A 20265-nucleotide genomic window follows, 5' to 3' on the forward strand; every position below is an offset into this window, starting at 1 on the left:
TCCCCCCCTCTACTATCGAGTGCTGGCGAGCAGGATAGTCACTGCCTCGGCGATGGCGGCCCTGGCATCCAGCCTCCCCATCTCGTCGGCCAGCAGGCACGCCCGTGACCGATAGCGCGGTTCGTGTACCACCTTGCGCACCGCTGTGGCCACGGCCTCTGCCGTCGGCTCGTTGCAGTGCAGATTGATGCCCACGCCACTCCACGCCACCCGGGTAGCCACCTCTGCCTTGTCCTCACCTGTACCCGCCACCACCAGCGGCACCCCGTGGGCCAGCGCAGCCTGCACCGAGCCGTAGCCGCCGTTGGTCACCAGCACGGCGGCCCGGGGCAGCGCCAGCTCGAACGGCACATGCTCGGTGACGATGGCATTGGCGGGGATGGATCGACCCAGCAACGCCGGATCCCTGCCGCCCGTGGTCAGCAGCAGTTGCAACGCATCACCGGCCAGCCCCTGCATGGCCGGCAGCAGCAGTTGCCCCAGATCCACATTGGCCAGCGTGCCCTGGCTGACGATGACCAGCGGCCGTTCATCCAGTTGCCCCCACCAGGGCGGCGGGACCGACTCAAGCCGAGGGGGTAGCAGGGGACCGATATAACGGATCACCCCCTCAAGCTCCGGCCGATCATATTCAAAGCCAGCGCAGGAGAGCTGCAGGAACGCATCCGGCGCCGTCACCATCACATCGGTGAAGGGAGCCCCCAGCGCCGGTGCCCCCGCCTCGGCCAAGGCGGTATCGAAGCTCTGCTGCACGTCGGCCTGCAGTCGCCGGGTCTGTTCATCCAGCCACGGCAGCTCGCCAAGGGAGCGGCGCAGCTCGGGGGCGATGCGCGGGCCGTAGAAAATGGCATCCGGGCTCGAGAAAGAGACGGGGTTCACCCCCAGCATCAGGATGGGAAGGCGCTGGCTGCGCGCCTGCTGCAACAGCGGCAAAACGCCGTAGAAGCCGTTCTCCACCAGTAGCAGATCCACCTCCTCTTCAGCGATCAGCGCCCGCAACCGGCTGTCGTGCTGCGGGATAGGCGCGGCGAAGAAGCGCTTTAGCGCCAGCGCCATCTGGGCAGTACCGCTCAACTCGGCTCGCTCGGGGAAGTGCTGCTCCAGCGCCCGGTAGTCAAAATCCACCTCGGGAGCGAAGGGCACAAATTCAGCGCCGCTCTGCCGGATCCCTTTTTCGAACAGGGCCCCACACAGCATCAGCACCCTGTGCCCCTCCCCCACCAGCAGGCGGGCCACCGCCAGCATAGGATTGACGTGGCCCGGAGTGGCGGTGGCCGCCAGTAAAATGGTCGCCATCACGCCGCCCCTTGCGGCGCCAGCGCCGGGTTGAGGCAGCACGGACTGACCTGGATATGGACCCGCTGGATGTGGCGGGCCGAGCGAGCGGTGAAACCTTCCCGCCCATGCAGCAGGCCAAAGTTGTCGGCGATCACCACGTCCCCCAGCTGCCACTGGTGGGCATAGAAGTAGCGGGGATCGTAGAGCCGTTCATGCAAATCCTGCAGGAAGGCGGCTTGCTCCTCGGGCGGGATCCCCTCGATCTGCAGTGCATGCGGGTTGAGGAAGCGAACCCCCTCTCGCGGCGGCTCGTTGTAGCGCATGACGGTTTCACCGCTCACCGGATGAGGCACCAGCAGGGGTGAGCTCACCTCGCCACCGTAGTGCACCACTTGCTTGATGCGATAGGTGATCCGCACCCGCTCCCAGCGGGCCAGCCGCTCGCCATCGAGATCCACCAACAGCTGGCGGGTATTGATGAAGGTGGTGCGCCCCCCCTCGTCAGCAGCCGGAGCATGCACGCAGTGAAACAGCTGGAACTCCGGCACGGTCGGCTTGTACATGCCATCCCAGTGCAGCGGCACATAGCTGGAATCGAAGATATGGTCGGTGGCGTTCTGGTCCGCTTTCACGTCCAGCACGGCGCCAAAGGACCACATCATGATCTCGCCCCAGCGCTCGGCATAGCGGGTCAGCCGATCGGGATCGGTGAAGCCAGACACAAACCCGCGCAGGATCAACACGCCGTGGCGACGGGCCCGTTCACGCAGCGACTCGACCGGCAAGTCCTGCACCGCTTGCCCCTCCCGGACCGGTTCGATCAGCAGGCCGAAGGGGGTATGGGGGTGAATGCGACAGGGCTCGCTGCCGAGGGGAATAAGGGATGCTGTCATCGTGAACTCCTCAGGCGGCGGCCTGCTTGCTGTGGATCAGGTAGTGACTGGGACGGCCATGGATATGGACCAGTTCGTGCTCCAGAGCCAGTACATCGCACCGCTTCATCAGCACGAACTGGCCATCCAGATTGGCCGCCACCCCGTGCCAGGGGGTGAGCCAGTCATCCCGGGTCGGCAACATGTGAATGCCCATCTTAAGGCTGTGGCTGGCCTGGGGATGGATGGAGAGACGAATGGCCTCGGGGAAGCGCTCCGCCAGCAGGTTGCCCCAAGCGCGGCTGCGCTGGATCACGGCATGGGTGCGCGACTTGGCATCCCGCTGCAGCGCCGTGTTGGAGAGTGGCGTGTCCGGCAGCTGGCTGTCTTCATAGAGGAAACGGGTCATGGCACGATAGAGACGAACTCCCTCCTCGGTGGTTTTCACCTCTTCACTGATCTGCGCCAACGGCTCGGCATAGCGGGCTACCAGCTGTTCACGCAGGGTATCGAAGTCGCGGCTGGCGCAAAATTCGGCCATGCCCGCCACCATCCCCAAGTGGAAGACCCCGAGGTGGGTCGCCCCCAGCTCCAGGATCAGCTGCTCTATGTGGGCCTGATAGGCATCGATGGCCGGATCCGGCACCCGGATCAGATCGCCGAACACGTGGCCATCCGAGCAGATTAGGATCCGCATGCCGGGCCGGTAGTGCAGCTGGATGCGCTGGCAGAGGTGATTGAGAAAACTGAGGGAGAGGCGCTCCGCCATGTCCGGCAGGGTGCCCAGCACCTTGTTCGGGTTGGGTGACTTGGTGGGAAAGGCGGGCAAGACGCAGGTGATGGTCTCACCCCGCGCGATGAACGCTTGCAGACGGGGGATCTGGATGGCCGCCACCTCCTGCTCTTCGCTGTGCCGCTCCAGGATGGGATCGGGAAAGCGGCGACGATAAGGCAACAACTCGGCAAATATCTCATGGGCAATTTGATGGGAAGATAAACCACTCATTATTCCGGCTCCTTTAGGCAAGATAACATCAATAAAGATGACTCTTTATCAATACGTCCAATCTCTGTCGTTATTATTGGCATATCCGTTTGCTACCCAAACGAATCGAGAGGGGACAATAGCCGAGATGAAGTCAGGCTATCAATTCGCCATTAATGTAAAGTGATTCAACCAAGCGCTAACAATCTATTCAACATAAGATAATTCACCTTATGCACATGAATAAAAAGAGATTTAATTAAAATTGGAACGTGTTTTAAAACACCAAAAAGGAAAATTACCCACCGGCTTTATTATTCAGTAAAAATTATAATAGAGGATTATTTAGCTCAACGTAACAGTGATGTTTTTCATGCCATAAATACTGACCATCTCGCTTTAAATATTGCAAAAAATTATCCCACCCCATATTACGAAAACGAGCAGGATGCTGGCCATCAATAGGGGGAGTGGCAGGCGAGATAATTCGTCGTTGATGCGCAGCGGTATCGCGATGGTTTTTCATGGTGGCGGCACCGCCAAGAGGGCTCAAGGCTGAGCCGGGCCAGCCGCCAGATAATCCAGAGCCGCCTGCCAGCCCATACGGTAACCCAGTTCCAGCCGCCCCTTGTCTGTGGTCATGCGGCCGACCCGAAAGCCCGCCGGTGGATAGATGAGCCGGATGCGGCAATCCGCCGGTGGCTGGCGGATGAAATCGATGGCGTCGTTGTAACTGTGATGACGCGCCAGACTGGCGCGCGCCAGGGCCGGCGTCTGGCGCAGCAGATAACGGTGCAGCGCGGGCAGGCGCGGTGCCCGCTTGCGATAGCCGAGGGGACGGGAGAGCACCACGGTTATCTCCCGCGCCCCCTGCTCGTAGGCGTAACGCACCGGAATGGAGTCGGCCACCCCGCCATCCGTCATGGCTGCCCCGCCGATGCGCACGAAGTCGCGATAGACCAGTGGCACAGAGCAGGAGGCCTTGATCTGCTGCTCCAGTTCGGCCGCATTCCCCTTGAGGTACACCGCTTGACCATCCGAGACCCGGGTGGCCACCACAGTCAGCGGCACCGGATTGGCCGCAAAACGAGCCAGATCGAGTCGGCACTCACGGATGGTGATCTCCCACAGCCAGTCGAGATCGAGCCAGTGACCACCGCGCACAAACCTGGCCAGACTGATGAACTCGGGGCGGCAGGAGTAGTCCGTGATGACGCTGTGGTTGCGCCCCCGCTGGCCCGCCAGAAAGGCCGCCAGATTGACCGCCCCCGCCGAGACCCCGATGCAGTGATCGAACGCCGTTCGTCCCTGTGCCAAAAAGGCATCCAGCACACCGGCGGCAAAAATGCCGCGCATGGCGCCCCCCTCGACCACCAGGGCCGTTTGTCGCCGACTCATCTCGCCTCCCCTCATTGCTCTGTGAATGGACTCACACTTTGGCTCATCCGGCGCCCGGCCCGGGGGCGGGCTCCCTATAATGGGCGCGCCTCAACGCTCGTAAAAACCAGATATAACTTATTGATGCTACGGAATATTACAATGAAAAATATCAGCAAATCCCTACTCGCCGCTGCCATTTCCCTCGGATTGATGGCAGGCTGTAACAGCCAGACCCCGACCACCATGGTTCGCTTCGCAACTTTCAACCTCTCCTTTGATCGCACCGCTCCAGGCATGCTGAGCGGGGAACTGGCACTGACCCGCGCCGAGCAGGACGCCCTGCTGACCCGCTACCAGCAAGGGGACGGCAGCCTAGGCAAGGAGGAGATCACCCGCGCCAAGGATGTGCAGCAGATCCGCAATATCGCCGAGATTATCCAGCGCACCCGGCCGGATGTCTTCCTGCTCAACGAGTTCGACAACGACGGCAAGGGCGCCGGCACCGCCGATCTGACGGCGTTCAACGACAACTACCTGGCCCACGCCCAGCACAACGAGGTGACCGCCATCCGCTACCCTGTGCTGCAAAACTTCGCCACCAACACCGGCCTGATGAGCGGCCATGACCTCAACCTGGATGGCAAGGTGGGCAGCGGCCCGGACGATGGCTGGGGCTTTGGCAACTACCACGGCCAGTACGCATTCGCCGTCATGTCCCAGTACCCTATCGACACCAAGCAGATCCGCACCTTCCAGCACTTCAAGTGGAAGGACATGCCTGGCGAGCAGAACCCCGTCATCGACGACTGCAACAACCCCAATGCCAAGATCCCGTCGGGCCGCCAGTGTGGCGATGCCTGGTATGACGACGCCGCCTGGCAGGCGTTCCCGCTCTCGTCCAAGAATCACGCCGATGTGCCAGTGCGCATCAAACGCGGCAACCAGGAGGAGGTGATCCACTTCCTCGTCTCCCACCCGACTCCGCCCATCTTCGGCAATGCGGCGCGCCACAACGTCAAACACAACCGCGCCGAAGTCGCCTTCTGGCAGGACTACGTGGAAACGGCCAGCTACATGGTGGATGACGCAGGCAAGGCCGGCGGCCTGCCCCAAGGTGCCAAATTCGTCATCGCCGGGGATCTCAACGCCGATCCCCAGATTGGCGATGGGGATCTCACCGCCATTCAGGATCTGCACAACCATGTGCTGGTCAATCAGGCGGTCACCAACGGCGCCATCATACCGGTCAGCCAGGGCGGCCCCGAGTGCCTCGCCAGCCAGCCGGATCAGTGCAAGCGCAACAACAACCGCCCCACCCCGGAGCGCATCACCAGCAGCAGCGGCCTGCAGCTCGATCACCTGCTGCCCTCCGCCAACCTGAACGCGGTCGCCTCCGGCGTGTTCTGGCCCGCCAGCTTCGAGCCCGGCTACCACCTGGTGTACGACGCCAAGCTGGGCATCGCCAAGGGCGTGAGCTCGGATCACCGGCTGGTGTGGGTCGACTTCAAGCTCGACTAACCTGATTGTTTCCATCTTTCGTGAATGGGCGGACCAGAGGCAGGCTCATCGGGATGGATGAACCGATCACAGAACCCGGCCGCCAATCGGGTTAGAATCGGGGCTCCTGTCGCCATGCCACGCCCTGGTGACGCCTCCTCCGCTTTCACTCATGAGGACACTGTTCATGGAACTGCTTCTTCTTAGCAACGGTAAAGCCACCGAATGCCAGGGTCTGCTCGGCTGGGCCCGGGAGCGGGTGCAGACCCTGCTCGCCCGCAAACAGGTCAAGCGCATCCTGCTCATACCCTACGCGGTGATCCGCAGCGATTGGGATGCCAGGGCCAATGAACTTGGCGAGAGCCTGGGGGGGGAAGCTATCAGCATCCATCAGTTCGACGACCCTGTGGACGCAATCCAGCAGGCGGAGGCCATCTTTATCAGCGGTGGCAACACCTGGCGCCTCAACCAGTTGCTGCACGAAAATGGCCTGGTTGTGCCAATCCAGCGCGCCGTGCGCGAGCGGGGCGTGCCCTATGTGGGCTGGAGCGCAGGTTGCAACGTGGCAACCCCGAGCATTCGCACCACCAACGACATGCCGGTGTGCAACGCCGCCGTGTTGCCTGCGCTGGGCCTGTTCCCGCTGCAGATCAACCCCCACTATCTGGATGCCAGCATCAGCGGCCACATGGGGGAGACCCGCGATGAACGTCTGGCGGAGTTCTGCGCCATCAACCCGAGCGAACATGTGGTGGCCCTGCGCGAAGCCAGCCTGCTCCAAATAAGTGGCGAGAGCAGCGGCGACACCCTCGAATACTGGAGCGCCCGCGGCGAAGGCTTCAAGATCTTCAAGCACGGCGAGGCGACTCAGGAGTGCAGGGATGCCAGCCCGCTGGCGGCGTTGACGGCGTTTCGCCCCCACGGCTGAACCATGATGCAAGAGGGCACGCCTGCGTGAGGCGCCATTCTGAGCGGCCGAGCCTGTGGTTTGCCATGCTGTGAGGGGCAAGGGATATTCCCTCGCCCCTTTTCTTTTCGGCGGGAGGATGCAATGACGACACGGATAGAACACGACAGTTTCGGGGAGATAGCCGTTCCGGCCGAGCGGCTATGGGGGGCCCAGACCCAGCGTTCCCTCCACCACTTCGATATCTCGGGGGAGCGTCAGCCCATGGAGCTTATTCACGCTCTGGCGCGCATCAAATCTGCCTGTGCCAGGGTCAACCACGCCAAAGGGCTGCTGCCCGCTCGCACGGCCCAAGCCATCATGAGCGCCGCCGATGAGGTCCTCTGCGGCCAGCACGAGGAAGAGTTTCCGCTCAGGGTCTGGCAGACAGGCTCGGGCACCCAGACCAACATGAACGTCAACGAGGTGCTGGCCAACCGGGCCAGCGAACTGCTCGGTGGCCCGCGCGGCGAAGGGCGTCTGGTGCACCCCAACGACGAGGTGAACAAGAGCCAGTCAAGCAACGATGTCTTCCCGAGCGCCATGAACCTGGCAGCCGTCAGTGCTATCACGCTGCAACTGCTGCCCGCCCTGCTCACCCTGAGCGCCACCCTGGCCCGCAAGGCTCACACCTTCGATGGCATAGTCAAAATTGGCCGCACCCACTTGCAAGACGCCACCCCGCTCACCCTGGGACAGGAGTTCTCCGGCTGGGTCGCCCAACTGGAACAGGCGGAGCGCCACATTCGGGCCGCCCTGCCCCATCTGTGCGAACTTGCGCTGGGAGGCACGGCCGTCGGCACCGGCCTGAACACGCCACCCGGCTTTGCCGACGAAGTGGCGGCCACCCTGGCACAGCAGACGGGCCTGCCCCTGGTGAGCGCCCCCAACAAGTTCGAGGCGCTGGCGGCAAGCGATGCCATGGTGCATGCCCACGGGGCCCTCAAGGCACTGGCCGCGTCGCTCATGAAGATCGCCAATGACGTGCGCTGGCTGGCCAGCGGCCCCCGCAGCGGACTGGGGGAGCTGCTGATCCCGGAAAATGAGCCCGGCTCCTCCATCATGCCCGGCAAGGTCAACCCGACCCAGTGCGAGGCGCTGACCATGCTGTGTGCCCAGGTGATGGGCAACGACGTGGCCATCACCATAGGCGGTGCCAGCGGCAACTTCGAGCTGAACGTGTTTCGCCCCCTGATTGCCCACAACTTTTTGCAGAGCGTACGCCTGCTTGCCGATGGCATGCAGAGCTTCTGTGATCACTGCGCCATCGGTATCACGCCGAACCGGGCACGCATTGATGAGCTGCTGGCCCGCTCCCTGATGCTGGTCACGGCGCTCAACCCCCACATCGGCTACGACAACGCGGCCGAGATAGCCAAGCGTGCCCACCACGAGGGAATCAGCCTGCGGGAGGCCGCCATCGCCTCCGGCCATCTCACGGCGCAGGAGTTCGATGCCTGGGTGGTGCCGGCCAACATGGTCGGTCGACGGAGAACATGAAATGAGGGACAACTGAACAGCAAAAAGTCGGGCATGCCCGACTTTTTCATTCTGCAAGACGGCAGTCAGGGAGTGAGCAGCTTGCTCAATGCCTCTCGCTCGTTCTGGGCTGCCAGCAAACGGATCCGGGCTTCTTCCCGCTTGGTCTGCTTGTTGGCGATCTTGTCAGGTTTGCCCACACCCGCACCGTTTCCAGCTCGAGCAGCCGCTCGTTCACCCCCTCTTTCCGCTCGGCCACCCGTTGCTACTGCTCCTTGAACAGGTCCGCCTCGGTGCAGTGAGCCTCGATGTTGCGCACCGCCCGTTTGAGCTCGGCAACCTGATCCCCGTTGTTGTGCGCCTTGGCGAAGACCCGCTGATCCGCCACGGCCTGTTGCTGTGCCTTGCAGCCAGCATCCAGGCGGGCCAAGCCGTGTGCCAACCGGTTACGACAGAATTTGTGCAACATCACGCCAGCGCGGCTTCGGCGAGTCTACAATAGCGGCTTTCAGGATGGAGTCTTTCATGAATCAACGTATTGTCATCATTGCCAACGGCGCCCCCTACGGCAGCGAATCCCTGTTTAACGCCCTGCGGCTGGCCATCGCCCTCAATGAGCAGGGAGGTGTGAGCCTGCAACTGTTTCTGATGTCCGATGCGGTCGGCGCCGCACTGGCAGGACAAGTACCAGCCGAGGGGTACAACCTGCGCCAGATGCTAGAGATCCTGCTGGCACAGGGTGCCATCATCCGCCTTTGCAAGACCTGTACCGATGCCCGCGGCATCACAGCCCTGCCGCTCATTGAGGGGATCGAGATCGGCACCCTGCCGCTGCTGGCCCAGTGGACCCTGGCAGCCGACAAGGTACTGACCTTCTAGTGCATAAATAAATGGGCGCAGCCGTTGATCTGCAACAAACCTGCGCCATTTGAAAACCTGCCCCCTGCTGTTAATGTCTACACTGTCAATTAGATAAACGTGCGCGCCTTCATTTTCGTTCAGGGAACTGCCATGAATCCAACCGAACAAACTCTGCTGGAACAGATGCGGATCACAGAGTTCGACATTGCTCACCGCAAGGAGCTGTTGCTGCTGAATGAGGATGACTTCTCCCGGCTCGCCAGTTATCGCCCCAATATAGAGCCTCACATAGATGCACTGGTCGACAAGTTCTATGAAATGCAGACCGGGATCACCGAAATCGCGCTACTGATCGGTGATGCCGATACACTCACCAGACTTAGAACGGCTCAGCGTCGCTATATCCTTGATCTGTTTAGTGGCCTGTATGACCTGGAGTACGTCAACAACCGGCTGCGGATCGGATTGGTGCACAAACGGATCGGGGTTGAGCCCAAACTCTATCTGGCCGCCATCAACACCCTCAAGGGGCTACTTATCGAGGATATTTTCACCCAGATTGAGCATGAGCAGGATCGCATCGCCATGTTGACCGCCCTCGACAAGCTGTTCCTGTTCGACATTACTCTGGTGTTCGAGACCTATATCCGCAGCCTGGTCTCGGAGATAGAGTCATCCAAGGAGAAGTCGGAGATCTACGCCAGGACGCTGGAGGAGAAGGTGCGGGAGCGTACCCAGCAGCTGGAGGAGATGAGCCGGACCGACTCCCTCACCGGCCTGCTCAGCGTGCGCCACCTGCAGGAGAACCTGACCCGCACCCTGCGTTCCTGCCAGCGCCGCGCCGAGCCCGTGGTCATCGCCTACCTCGACATCAACGACTTCAAACAGATCAACGACACCCAGGGACACCAGCGGGGCGATGAGATACTGCGCATCGTCGGCGACTGCATTCGCAAGGTGTCACGGGCGGAGGATTACTGTTTTCGCTACGGCGGGGATGAGTTCTGCCTGATCCTGCCCAACTGCAATGAAGACCAAGCCAGAAACGTCTACCTCCAGCGCCTGACCAATGCCCTGAAGGAACAGGTCGACGATGTGACCCTCAGTATCGGCATGGTGCAGACCGGCCCCATGCAGTTCGACGAGGGCCACAGCCTGATCCGGCTGGCCGACGAGCGCATGTATGCCGCCAAGAGGGCGATGAAGCAAGTCAACCAGAAGGAGACCCATTAACCCTCGCGGGAACAGGCTTTCGCCACCTCGGGGCGCGGGAGCCTCGCGCCCCACTCGTACAACAGAAAGGTCAGCATGCAGAACAGCGCCATCAGTATGTAGAGTGACTGCCCGCTCCATCGTTCCAGGATCCAGCCTCCCAGCATGGCCCCGATGGCCCCGCCCAACCCGGCCAGCGCACCGGCGCCGAAATAGCTCCCCTTCAGATGAGGGGGCGACATCTGATCGATCAGCACGTTGAGCAGCGGGAACAGAATCGTCTCCCCCACGCTCAGCAGCAGCACGGCCCCGATCCAGTGCGACCACTGCGCGGGATCCCCCAGCGCAAACAGCACCTGAGCCCCCAGAAACAACATGATGCCAAGCTGCAGTCGCACCTTGCCCGGCCAGCGGGCGAGCAGATGCAGCAGCGGGAATTGCAGCACGACCACAGTCAGCGCATTGATCGTCACCAGAATAGCGACCAGCCGTGCCACCTCTGGGGTCTCGGCCCGAGTCAGGTACTGCACCAGGGGAGAGTGAAACTGGGAGTAGACCAGCACCATCAGCAGGTTCGCCATCACCAGCAGCAAAAATCCCCGATCCAGCCACAGCACCTTGATGGCGGCCCGCAGGCCCAGGCCGCCTGCGCGCCGCGCTTCCTCGTTCAGCGCGCGAAAGCCCCAGACGAAAGCAGCCCCCAGCAGCAGGTAGCTGCCGGAGAGCAGCAGGAAGGTCTGCTGCTGGGCGCTGATGCCCAGAGTCACCCCAAGCAGAGGCCCTATCGCCGCCCCCAGATTGAGCAGGAAGTAACGCATATGCAGCGCCAGCTCGCGCGCCTTGGCCGAGGCGAGGCTATCGGCCATCAGCGCCTTGCCCGGAGCATCTATGAGACCGGAGGAGAGACCGCTGCCTATCACCCCGACTCCGAGCCAGAGCACTGAGTGGGAGACGCCGAGCAGACCATAGCAAAGCAGCGCGACCAGGCAGCCGGCCAGCAATATATTGCGCCGCCCCAGCCGGTCCGACAGCCAGCCGCCGTAGAAGCTGATCAGGGTGGAGATCGCCGCACTCGCTCCCAGCATGGCCCCTATGCTGGTGGCCGAGAGGGCATACTCCCGATAGAGCAAGATCGAGAGAAAGGGCCAGACCATGTAATAGCTGGTGCGCACCATGAAGGTGCCCAGGATCACGGTCCAGACCAGTGGGGGAAACTGCCTGAGGAGGGCCCACGACATCATACTGATCCTTGTTACCCGTCGTGCGGGGAGCCCATTGTTGTAACAGAGGGCTTCATAAGAAACAACTTTTCTGCCGAGCAGGCACAAAAAAGCCGACCCTGAGGTCGGCTCTTGAACAGCACGGCAGCCCTTATTCGGCAGTTGGCTCTTCGGCAACAGCCACGTCAGCAACCGGTGCGGCGGCTTCAGTCGGTGCATTCGCTTCCTTGATGGAGAGACGCACACGGCCTTGACGGTCCACTTCCAGTACCTTCACCTTCACCACATCACCGATCTTCAGGAAGTCGGCCACGTTTTGCACACGGGCATCGGTGATTTGGGAGATGTGTACCAGACCGTCTTTACCCGGCAGGATGTTGACGAAGGCACCGAAGTCGGCCAGACGCACAACCTTGCCTTCATAGATGCGGTTCACTTCAATCTCGGCTGTGATGGCCTCGATGCGACGAATGGCTTCCATGGCGGCTTCGTTGGCAACAGCGGAGATACGGACGGTACCGTCATCATCCAGCTCGATGTTGGTGCCAGTCTCTTCGGTCAGCGCACGGATCACGGAACCACCCTTGCCGATCACGTCCTTGATCTTCTCAGGATTGATCTTGATGGTGTGGATACGCGGGGCAAAGTCAGAGATTTCGCTGCGCGGCGCCTGGATGGCTTCGTCCATCACTTTCAGGATGTGCAGGCGAGCACCACGGGCTTGCTTGAGGGCAATCTCCATGATCTCTTTGGTGATGCCTTCGATCTTGATGTCCATCTGCAGCGCAGTGATACCCTGGGTAGTACCGGCCACCTTGAAGTCCATGTCGCCCAGGTGATCTTCGTCACCCAGGATGTCGGACAGCACGACGAAACCTTCTTCTTCCTTCACCAGACCCATGGCGATACCGGCAACGGAGGCCTTGATCGGCACACCCGCGTCCATCAGCGCCAGGGAGGAACCACAGACGGAGGCCATGGAGGAGGAGCCGTTGGATTCGGTGATTTCAGACACCACACGCACCACGTACGGGAACTCGGCGGCGCTCGGCATCACGGCAGCAACGCCGCGCTTGGCCAGACGACCGTGACCGATTTCACGACGCTTGGGGCTACCCATCATGCCGGTTTCACCGACGCAGTACGGCGGGAAGTTGTAGTGCAGCATGAAGCGGTCGGCACGGTGGCCAGCCAGCTCGTCGATGTTCTGGGCGTCACGCTCGGTACCCAGGGTCGCAACCACGATGGCCTGAGTCTCACCACGGGTGAACAGGGCGGAGCCGTGAGCGCGGGGCAGAATACCGGTGCCAACAGACAGGGCACGGATCATTTCCGGATCACGACCGTCGATGCGCGGCTCGCCACGTACTACGCGACCACGAACGATGCGGCTTTCCAGGCTGTGGAACTCTTCGCCAATCTTCTTGGCATCGTCTTCCACGCCGGCGGCAATCACTTGCTCAACCACGCGCTGCTTGATGGCACCGATGGCAGCGTAACGCACAGCCTTCTCGGTGATGCGGTAGGCTTCACCCAGTTCAGCTGTAGCCAGCTCGGCAATCTTGGCCTTGAGCGCTTCGTTGGTCGCAGGCGGGGTCCAATCCCACGGCTGGGTACCCACGTCGGCGGCGAATTCGTTGATGGCGTTGATCACGACTTGCATCTGCTCGTGGCCATAAACGACGGCGCCCAGCATGGTCTCTTCAGACAGGATGGCCGCTTCGGATTCCACCATCAGTACCGCGTTGGCGGTACCGGCAACCACCAGGTCCAGATCGCTCTGCGGCAGTTCGGCGGTGGTCGGGTTCAGCACATACTGACCGTTCATGTAACCCACGCGAGCAGCCGCAATCGGGCCGCCGAACGGGATGCCGGAGATGGCCAGTGCAGCAGAGGCACCGATCATGGCAACGATGTCCGGGGAAACCAGCGGGTTCACGGACATGACGGTGGCAACCACCTGAACCTCATTGAGGAAGCCTTCCGGGAACAGCGGACGAATAGGACGGTCGATCAGGCGGGAGGTAAGGGTCTCGCCTTCGCTCGGACGGCCTTCACGACGGAAGAAACCACCCGGGATACGACCAGCAGCATAGGTACGCTCCTGGTAGTTGACGGTCAACGGGAAGAAATCACGGCCGTGATCGGCCTCTTTCTTACCGACTACGGTCACAAATACACAGGTATCGTCCATGCTGACCATAACGGCCGCAGTGGCTTGACGGGCCATCACACCGGTTTCCAGAGTGACGGTGTGTTGACCGTACTGGAATGACTTTACAATAGGATTCACATGAATTTCCTTTTTACAATTTGGCTCTTTAAATTCGCGTGCAAGTATACTTGATTCGAATCAAAAGGTAAGCAATCACACAAATTCTGTGACGCCGGCGACAACCCGACGCGCAATAAAAAAGGGGAACCCGGAGGTTCCCCTTTTTCGCGAAATCTGATGGTCGATTAACGACGCAGACCCAGCTTGGCGATCAGAGCAGCATAACGCTGAACATCTTTACGCTTCAGGTAGTCCAGCAGCTTGCGACGCTGGGAAACCATGCGCAGCAGACCACGACGACCGTGGTGATCTTTAGCGTGCTCTTTGAAGTGACCTTGCAGATGGTTGATCTGGGCAGTCAGCAGGGCAACCTGCACTTCGGGGGAGCCAGTGTCGTTGGCGCAACGAGCGTTGTCAGCAACGATGGAAGCTTTGATCTCAGCATTTAGAGACATGAGTTTACTCCAGTAGAGTGTTTAAAGGTTCACAGCCAATCTCTAATTCAGCCGTGAAATGAGGGCGGTATCATAATCGTCCCCGCCACATTTCGCAACGGGAAAGACGCCCTGATACCGCCCGAGGATCACTCCTCGTCGCGGTCGTCGTGGTAGCGCACCAGACGCTTGGGGGCTACCCGCCCTTCGTCGTCTATCTCGCCCACACCGATGAACTCACGCTCAGGACCGACCGTCATGCGCACCTGGCCACCTTGCGGCGCCCCGGCAACCTGCACTGCCTGCCCCTGGTTCACATAAGCGGCCACCGCCGCCAGCATGTTCACTTCGGGCAGCGCGGCCACGGCGGTATCCATCGGCAGCAACAAGGGATCGAGCTGCTCCCGTGGCGGGATACTCTCAGCCTTGGCCTGTTCGAAGATGCACTCGAGCTGTTCCAGGGTCAGCATCCGCTCATAGGGATAGCTGGCCACCTGGGTGCGGCGCAGCTGGGTGACGTGAGCGCCACAGCCCAGCACTTCCCCCAGATCGTCCACCAGGGAGCGAATATAGGTGCCCTTGCTGCAGTGCACCTCCAGCTTGACCTCATCCCCTTCAAAGCTGATGAGCTTGAGCTCAAATACCGTGATGGGGCGGGCTTCCCGCTCGATCTCTATGCCTTCACGGGCATATTCGTAGAGCGGGCGACCGTTGTGCTTGAGGGCTGAGTACATGGACGGCACTTGCATGATGGGACCACGGAACTGGTCCAGCGACTCGATCAGGGTACCCACGGCCACGTTCACCGGACGGGTGGAAACCACCTCGCCGTCGGAATCGCTGGTGTTGGTGCGCTCACCCAGCTTGGCGGTCACCTCATAGCGCTTGTCCGCTTCCAGCAGATACTGGGAGAACTTGGTGGCTTCACCGAGGCAAATCGGCAGCATGCCGGTCGCCAGTGGATCCAGGGCGCCGGTGTGGCCGGCCTTGGCGGCATTGTAGATCCGCTTGACCTTCTGCAACACATCGTTGGAGGTCAGACCGGTCGGCTTGTCCAGCAGCAAGATACCGTGTACGTCACGGCCCTTGAAACGACGTCTTCGAGACATCTCAGGCTTTATCCTCAGTAGTATCATCCGGTGCGGCTTCGTCTTCTTCACGGCCAGCTTCGGCCATACGACGTTTGTCTTCACGCACAGTGTTGGTCACCAGGTTAGAGAGACGCATCCCCTCGACCAGGGTCTGGTCGTAGTAGAAGCGCAACTCGGGCACCACGCGCAAGCGCATGGCACTGCCAAGCAGGCTGCGGATGTAGCCAGCCGCTTCGGTCAGGCCCTTGAGCCCTTCCTTGATGCGGTCGGCGTCGTTCTCCAGCTGCAAGAAGGTGACATAAACCTTGGCATAGTTGAGGTCCTTGGACACTTCCACGTCCGAGACGGTTACCATGCCGATACGCGGGTCCTTGACCTCACGCTGCAAGATCAACGCGATTTCGCGCTGGATCTGCTGGCCGACCCTGTTGGTCCGGCTAAATTCTCTGGCCATATTCTATCCTGCGATAAAAGGGGGCCGCGGCCCCCTATTTTGTCTAACTCTCGGCTTACAGAGTCCGTTGAATTTCAATGGTCTCGTAAACTTCGATCTGGTCGCCTTCGCGTACGTCATTGTAGTTCTTGACTGCGATACCACACTCGTAACCGTTACGGACCTCGTTGACGTCATCCTTGAAGCGACGCAGGGATTCCAGCTCGCCTTCATAGATAACCACGTTGTCGCGCAGAACACGGATACGGTTAGAACGCTTGACCACACCTTCGGTAACCATACAGCCGGCAACCGCGCCGAACTTGGGTGACTTGAAGACGCTACGCACTTCAGCCAGACCGATGATCTCCTGACGATACTCAGGAGCCAGCTTGCCGCTCATGGCCTGCTTCACTTCGTCGATCAAATCATAGATGACGGAGTAGTAACGCAGATCCAGGCTCTCGGACTCGATGACCTTGCGCGCAGATGCGTCGGCACGGACGTTGAAGCCTACCAGGATGGCGCTGGAAGCAGCGGCCAGAGTAGCGTCGGTTTCAGTGATACCACCAACACCCGAGCCCACGATCTTGACCTTGACTTCGTCGGTAGAGAGCTGAACCAGCGCATCGCAAATCGCTTGCACCGAACCCTGTACGTCGGCCTTGATCACCACGTTCACTTCGGACACTTCGCCCTCGGTCATGTTGGCGAACATGTTTTCCAGCTTGGACTTCTGCTGGCGAGCCAGCTTGACGTCGCGGAATTTGCCCTGACGATAGAGCGCCACTTCACGGGCCTTCTTCTCGTCACGTACAACGGTGGCCTCATCACCGGCAGACGGCACCCCGGACAGACCCAGGATTTCCACCGGCAGGGATGGACCCGCTTCCTTGATTTCACGACCCAGTTCGTCGCGCATGGCACGGATACGACCGTATTCCAGACCACACAGTACGATGTCGCCCTGGCGCAGAGTACCTTCTTGTACCAGCACGGTGGCAACCGGACCACGACCCTTGTCCAGGAAGGATTCGATCACGACGCCGCTGGCCATGCCATCGACAACCGCTTTCAATTCCAGCACTTCGGACTGGATCAGGATGGCTTCCAGCAGGTCGTCGATGCCTTCGCCAGACTTGGCGGAGACGTGAACGAACTGGCTCTCGCCACCCCAGTCTTCGGACATGACGTTGTAACGGGCCAGCTCGGTCTTGACGCGATCCGGATCCGCTTCAGGCTTGTCGATCTTGTTGACCGCAACCACGATGGGCACTTCAGCCGCCTTGGCGTGCTGGATGGCTTCGATGGTCTGCGGCATGACGCCGTCATCGGCAGCAACAACCAGAACGACGATATCGGTCGACTTGGCACCACGAGCACGCATGGAGGTAAACGCAGCGTGACCCGGAGTATCCAGGAAGGTGATCATGCCACTGTCAGTTTCGACGTGGTAAGCACCAATATGCTGGGTAATACCACCGGCTTCGCCAGCAGCTACCTTGGCTTTACGGATGTAGTCGAGCAGCGAGGTCTTGCCGTGGTCAACGTGACCCATGATGGTCACGACAGGGGCACGCGGCTTGGCTTCGGAGGTCTCGTCACGATCGGACAGTACCGCCTCTTCCAGCTCGTTCTCACGACGCAGCACAACCTTGTGACCCATCTCTTCGGCGACCAGCTGAGCGGTCTCCTGATCGATCACCTGGTTGATGGTCGCCATGGCGCCCATCTTCATCATCGCCTTGATGACTTCCACGCCTTTGACGGCCATCTTGTTGGCCAGTTCGGCCACAGTGATGGTTTCGCCGATGACGACGTCACGGTTAACCACGGCAGCCGGCTTGTTGAAGCCGTGCTTCATGGCATTGGGCATGGCCACCTTGCCGCGCTTGCCTTTACGGGCACGCGGGTTGCGGGAATCGCGATCATCTTCACGACGACCGGCCTTTTTCGGCGCCTTAACGGCGGCGGCGGCGGTGCGACGGCTGGTCTCTTCCTTCCGGTCCAACTCGTCTTCTGCGGCTTGCGCATGCTTGTTGGTGGTCAGATGATAGTCACTGCTCTCTTTGGCGCGAGCAGCTTCTTCTTCAGCCCAGCGAGGGCCGTTCTGTTCCGCCATGACACGAGCCTCTTCGGCTTTCTTGGCGGCGAGTTCTTCTGCTTTTTGCAAAGCTGTTTGTTCCTGTTGGCGCTTCAGTTCTTCTGCTTCGCGCTTGGCCATCTTTTCTGCCTCTTGCTGAGCTGTGCTACTGGCTGCTTTGGCGGGCTGTGGAGCCTGTCGAGCCTTTGATTGTGCCTCGATCCGCGCCTTTTCCTCAGCTTCACGACGAGCCTGCTCAGCCTCACGGCGAGCCTTCTCTTCAGCATCGAGACGAACCTTGTTCTCGGCCTCGCTACGAGCTTTTTCTTCTGCTTCCAAACGCGCTGTTTCCTCGGCTTCCGCCTGGCGCTGTTCATCTTCCAGCGCCGAGCGTTTTACATAGGTGCGAGTCTTGCGCACTTCAACCTGCACTTCCTTGTTCTTGCCGCCAGTCCCCTGAACACTGATGGTGCTCTTGGTCTTGCGCTGCAAAGTCATGCGGGCTGGTGCGGTAATCTCGTCACCTCCATGCTGTTTTTTCAAGTGAGCCAGCAGAGTCTGTTTTTCAGACTCGCTGACGAGGTCGTCGGCCTTGCTCTTGCTGATACCGGCATCGACAAACTGCTGGAGAAGACGATCAACCGGTGTGTCGATGTCAGTGGCAAGTTGTTTGACTGATACTTCTGCCATTCATTTTCCTCCGTTTGATCTTATTCAGACTGCTCTTCTCCGAACCAACAGATATTGCGAGCAGCCATAATCAGCTCACCGGCTTTCTCAGCGGTCAGCTCTTCAATGTCGGCAAGGTCGTCGATACCTTGCTCTGCCAAATCTTCCAGGGTGCCGACACCACGCGCGGCCAGGGCATATGCCATGTCGCGACCGAGGCCAGCCAGATTGAGCAGGTCTTCGGAAGGTTCTACGCCGTCGAAGGATTCTTCTTTGGCCAGGGCCTTGGTGGTCAGGACATCCTTGGCACGCTTGCGCAGCTCTTCCACCATGTCCTCGTCCAGACCGTCGATGGCCAGCAGCTCATTGACGGGTACGAAGGCAATCTCTTCCAGAGTCGAGAAGCCTTCTTCCATCAGCAGACCGGCGAAATCGTCGTCGATGTCCAGGGCGCTGGTGAACAGGGTCAGGATACGATCGTTCTCGGCCTGGTGCTTGGAACGCATGTCCTCGACGGTCATGACGTTCAGCTCCCAACCGGTCAGCTGGGAAGCAAGACGCACGTTCTGACCGTTGCGGCCGATGGCCTGGGCCAGGTTGGCGGCTTCCACGGCGATATCCATGGTGTGGTTGTCTTCATCCACTATGATGGAGGCCACATCGGCGGGCGCCATGGCATTGATCACGTACTGGGCGGGGTTGTCATCGTACAAAACGATGTCGGCACGCTCACCACTCAGCTCGGCGGAGACAGCTTGCACACGGGCACCGCGCATGCCGATACAGGCACCGATCGGGTCGATACGACGATCGTTGGTCTTCACCGCGATCTTGGCGCGGGAGCCCGGGTCACGGGCGGCGCCCATGATTTCGATCATCTCTTCACCGATCTCCGGTACTTCGATGCGGAACAGCTCTTTCAGGAAGTCCGGGCTGGAACGGCTGACGAACAGCTGGGAACCACGGGCTTCGGGACGCACGGCGTAGAGCAGGCCACGGATGCGATCGCCCGGACGGAACGTCTCGCGCGGCAGCATATCGTCACGGAAGATCACGGCCTCGGCATTGCTGCCCAGATCCAGGATCACGTTGTCACGGTTACTCTTCTTGACCACACCGCTGATGATGGTGCCTTCCTTGTCCTTGAACTGGTCAACGACTTGGGAACGCTCGGCTTCGCGCACTTTCTGCACGATAACCTGTTTAGCGGTCTGGGTGGTGATACGGTCGAAGGTCACAGAGTCGATCTGGTCTTCTACATAGTCACCAAGCTGGATCTCGGGCTGCTCGATCTGAGCGGCTTCGAGGGTGATTTCACCGTACGGGTTTTCCATTGCAGCCTGATCGGCCACAACAACCCAGCGACGATAGGTATCGTAGTCACCGGTCTTGCGATCGATTTCGACCCGAACTTCAATCTCGCCTTCATATTTCTTCTTGGTCGCAGTCGCCAGCGCGGTCTCCAGAGCCTGGAAAATTTTCTCGCGGGGCACAGCTTTCTCGTTGGATACTGCGTCAACGACCAGCAAAATCTCTTTATTCATATCCGA

General features: G+C 60.4%; 16 protein-coding genes and 1 pseudogene. 5 read left to right on the forward strand and 12 right to left on the reverse strand.

Annotated elements, in window-relative coordinates; translation table 11 throughout:
* Positions 1-12 precede the first annotated feature (12 nt).
* From WJM78_RS15885 to WJM78_RS15900, 4 genes are all read right to left on the reverse strand, one after another.
* Positions 13-1296 carry a glycosyltransferase gene (locus WJM78_RS15885; protein ID WP_339010435.1) on the reverse strand — a complete coding sequence of 428 codons (1284 nt, stop codon included), beginning with the start codon at positions 1294-1296 and terminating at the stop codon, positions 13-15.
* Positions 1296-2171, reverse strand: a complete 876-nt coding sequence (locus WJM78_RS15890; RefSeq protein ID WP_339010438.1) for a TauD/TfdA family dioxygenase — start codon at positions 2169-2171, stop codon at positions 1296-1298. The genes WJM78_RS15885 and WJM78_RS15890 overlap by 1 nt, the downstream gene beginning before the upstream one ends.
* A gap of 10 nt (positions 2172-2181) precedes the next feature.
* Positions 2182-3156, reverse strand: coding sequence for an isocyanide synthase family protein (locus WJM78_RS15895; protein ID WP_339010441.1), 975 nt, complete (start codon positions 3154-3156; stop codon positions 2182-2184).
* A gap of 528 nt (positions 3157-3684) precedes the next feature.
* Complete coding sequence (locus tag WJM78_RS15900; protein WP_339010444.1) at positions 3685-4533, reverse strand: patatin family protein; 849 nt, start codon at positions 4531-4533, stop codon at positions 3685-3687.
* A 141-nt stretch (positions 4534-4674) separates the two neighbouring features.
* Between WJM78_RS15900 and WJM78_RS15905 the strand changes: the two genes are divergently transcribed.
* From WJM78_RS15905 to fumC, 3 genes are all read left to right on the forward strand, one after another.
* Entirely contained in the window at positions 4675-6033 is a 1359-nt protein-coding gene (locus WJM78_RS15905) for an endonuclease/exonuclease/phosphatase family protein (protein ID WP_339010447.1), read from the forward strand.
* Positions 6034-6199: 166 nt separating this feature from the next.
* Entirely contained in the window at positions 6200-6940 is a 741-nt protein-coding gene (pepE, locus tag WJM78_RS15910) for a dipeptidase PepE (protein WP_339010450.1), read from the forward strand.
* A 123-nt stretch (positions 6941-7063) separates the two neighbouring features.
* Positions 7064-8458 carry a class II fumarate hydratase gene (fumC, locus tag WJM78_RS15915; protein WP_212513028.1) on the forward strand — a complete coding sequence of 465 codons (1395 nt, stop codon included), beginning with the start codon at positions 7064-7066 and terminating at the stop codon, positions 8456-8458.
* A gap of 65 nt (positions 8459-8523) precedes the next feature.
* Here the strand turns inward: fumC and WJM78_RS15920 are convergent.
* A pseudogene (locus tag WJM78_RS15920) lies at positions 8524-8906 on the reverse strand (DUF1090 domain-containing protein).
* A gap of 56 nt (positions 8907-8962) precedes the next feature.
* Between WJM78_RS15920 and WJM78_RS15925 the strand changes: the two are divergent.
* Entirely contained in the window at positions 8963-9316 is a 354-nt protein-coding gene (locus WJM78_RS15925) for a DsrE/DsrF/TusD sulfur relay family protein (RefSeq protein WP_108536865.1), read from the forward strand.
* Between the two features lie 132 nt (positions 9317-9448).
* A complete protein-coding gene (locus tag WJM78_RS15930; protein ID WP_339010455.1) occupies positions 9449-10531 on the forward strand; it encodes a protoglobin domain-containing protein in 1083 nt (360 codons plus the stop codon).
* Here the strand turns inward: WJM78_RS15930 and WJM78_RS15935 are convergent.
* From WJM78_RS15935 to nusA, 7 genes are all read right to left on the reverse strand, one after another.
* Entirely contained in the window at positions 10528-11949 is a 1422-nt protein-coding gene (locus tag WJM78_RS15935) for an MFS transporter (RefSeq protein WP_339010457.1), read from the reverse strand. The genes WJM78_RS15930 and WJM78_RS15935 overlap by 4 nt on opposite strands.
* Positions 11882-14023 (reverse strand): polyribonucleotide nucleotidyltransferase, encoded by a 2142-nt coding sequence (pnp, locus tag WJM78_RS15940; protein WP_108536868.1) that lies wholly within the window; start codon positions 14021-14023, stop codon positions 11882-11884. Before pnp ends, WJM78_RS15935 begins: the two co-directional genes overlap by 68 nt.
* Positions 14024-14190: 167 nt before the next feature.
* On the reverse strand, positions 14191-14460 hold the full coding sequence (rpsO, locus tag WJM78_RS15945) for a 30S ribosomal protein S15 (RefSeq protein ID WP_005317514.1): 270 nt from the start codon (positions 14458-14460) through the stop codon (positions 14191-14193).
* A 128-nt stretch (positions 14461-14588) separates the two neighbouring features.
* Complete coding sequence (truB, locus tag WJM78_RS15950) at positions 14589-15548, reverse strand: tRNA pseudouridine(55) synthase TruB (protein WP_042035800.1); 960 nt, start codon at positions 15546-15548, stop codon at positions 14589-14591.
* Position 15549: 1 nt separating this feature from the next.
* Positions 15550-15984 (reverse strand): 30S ribosome-binding factor RbfA, encoded by a 435-nt coding sequence (rbfA, locus tag WJM78_RS15955; protein WP_042035801.1) that lies wholly within the window; start codon positions 15982-15984, stop codon positions 15550-15552.
* A 55-nt stretch (positions 15985-16039) separates the two neighbouring features.
* Positions 16040-18736, reverse strand: a complete 2697-nt coding sequence (gene infB / locus WJM78_RS15960; RefSeq protein WP_042035802.1) for a translation initiation factor IF-2 — start codon at positions 18734-18736, stop codon at positions 16040-16042.
* Between the two features lie 20 nt (positions 18737-18756).
* Entirely contained in the window at positions 18757-20259 is a 1503-nt protein-coding gene (gene nusA / locus WJM78_RS15965) for a transcription termination factor NusA (protein ID WP_042035803.1), read from the reverse strand.
* Positions 20260-20265 lie beyond the last annotated feature (6 nt).

Origin of the sequence: Aeromonas popoffii (assembly GCF_037818705.1) — a bacterium.
GTDB classification, from domain to species: Bacteria; Pseudomonadota; Gammaproteobacteria; order Enterobacterales; family Aeromonadaceae; genus Aeromonas; species Aeromonas popoffii.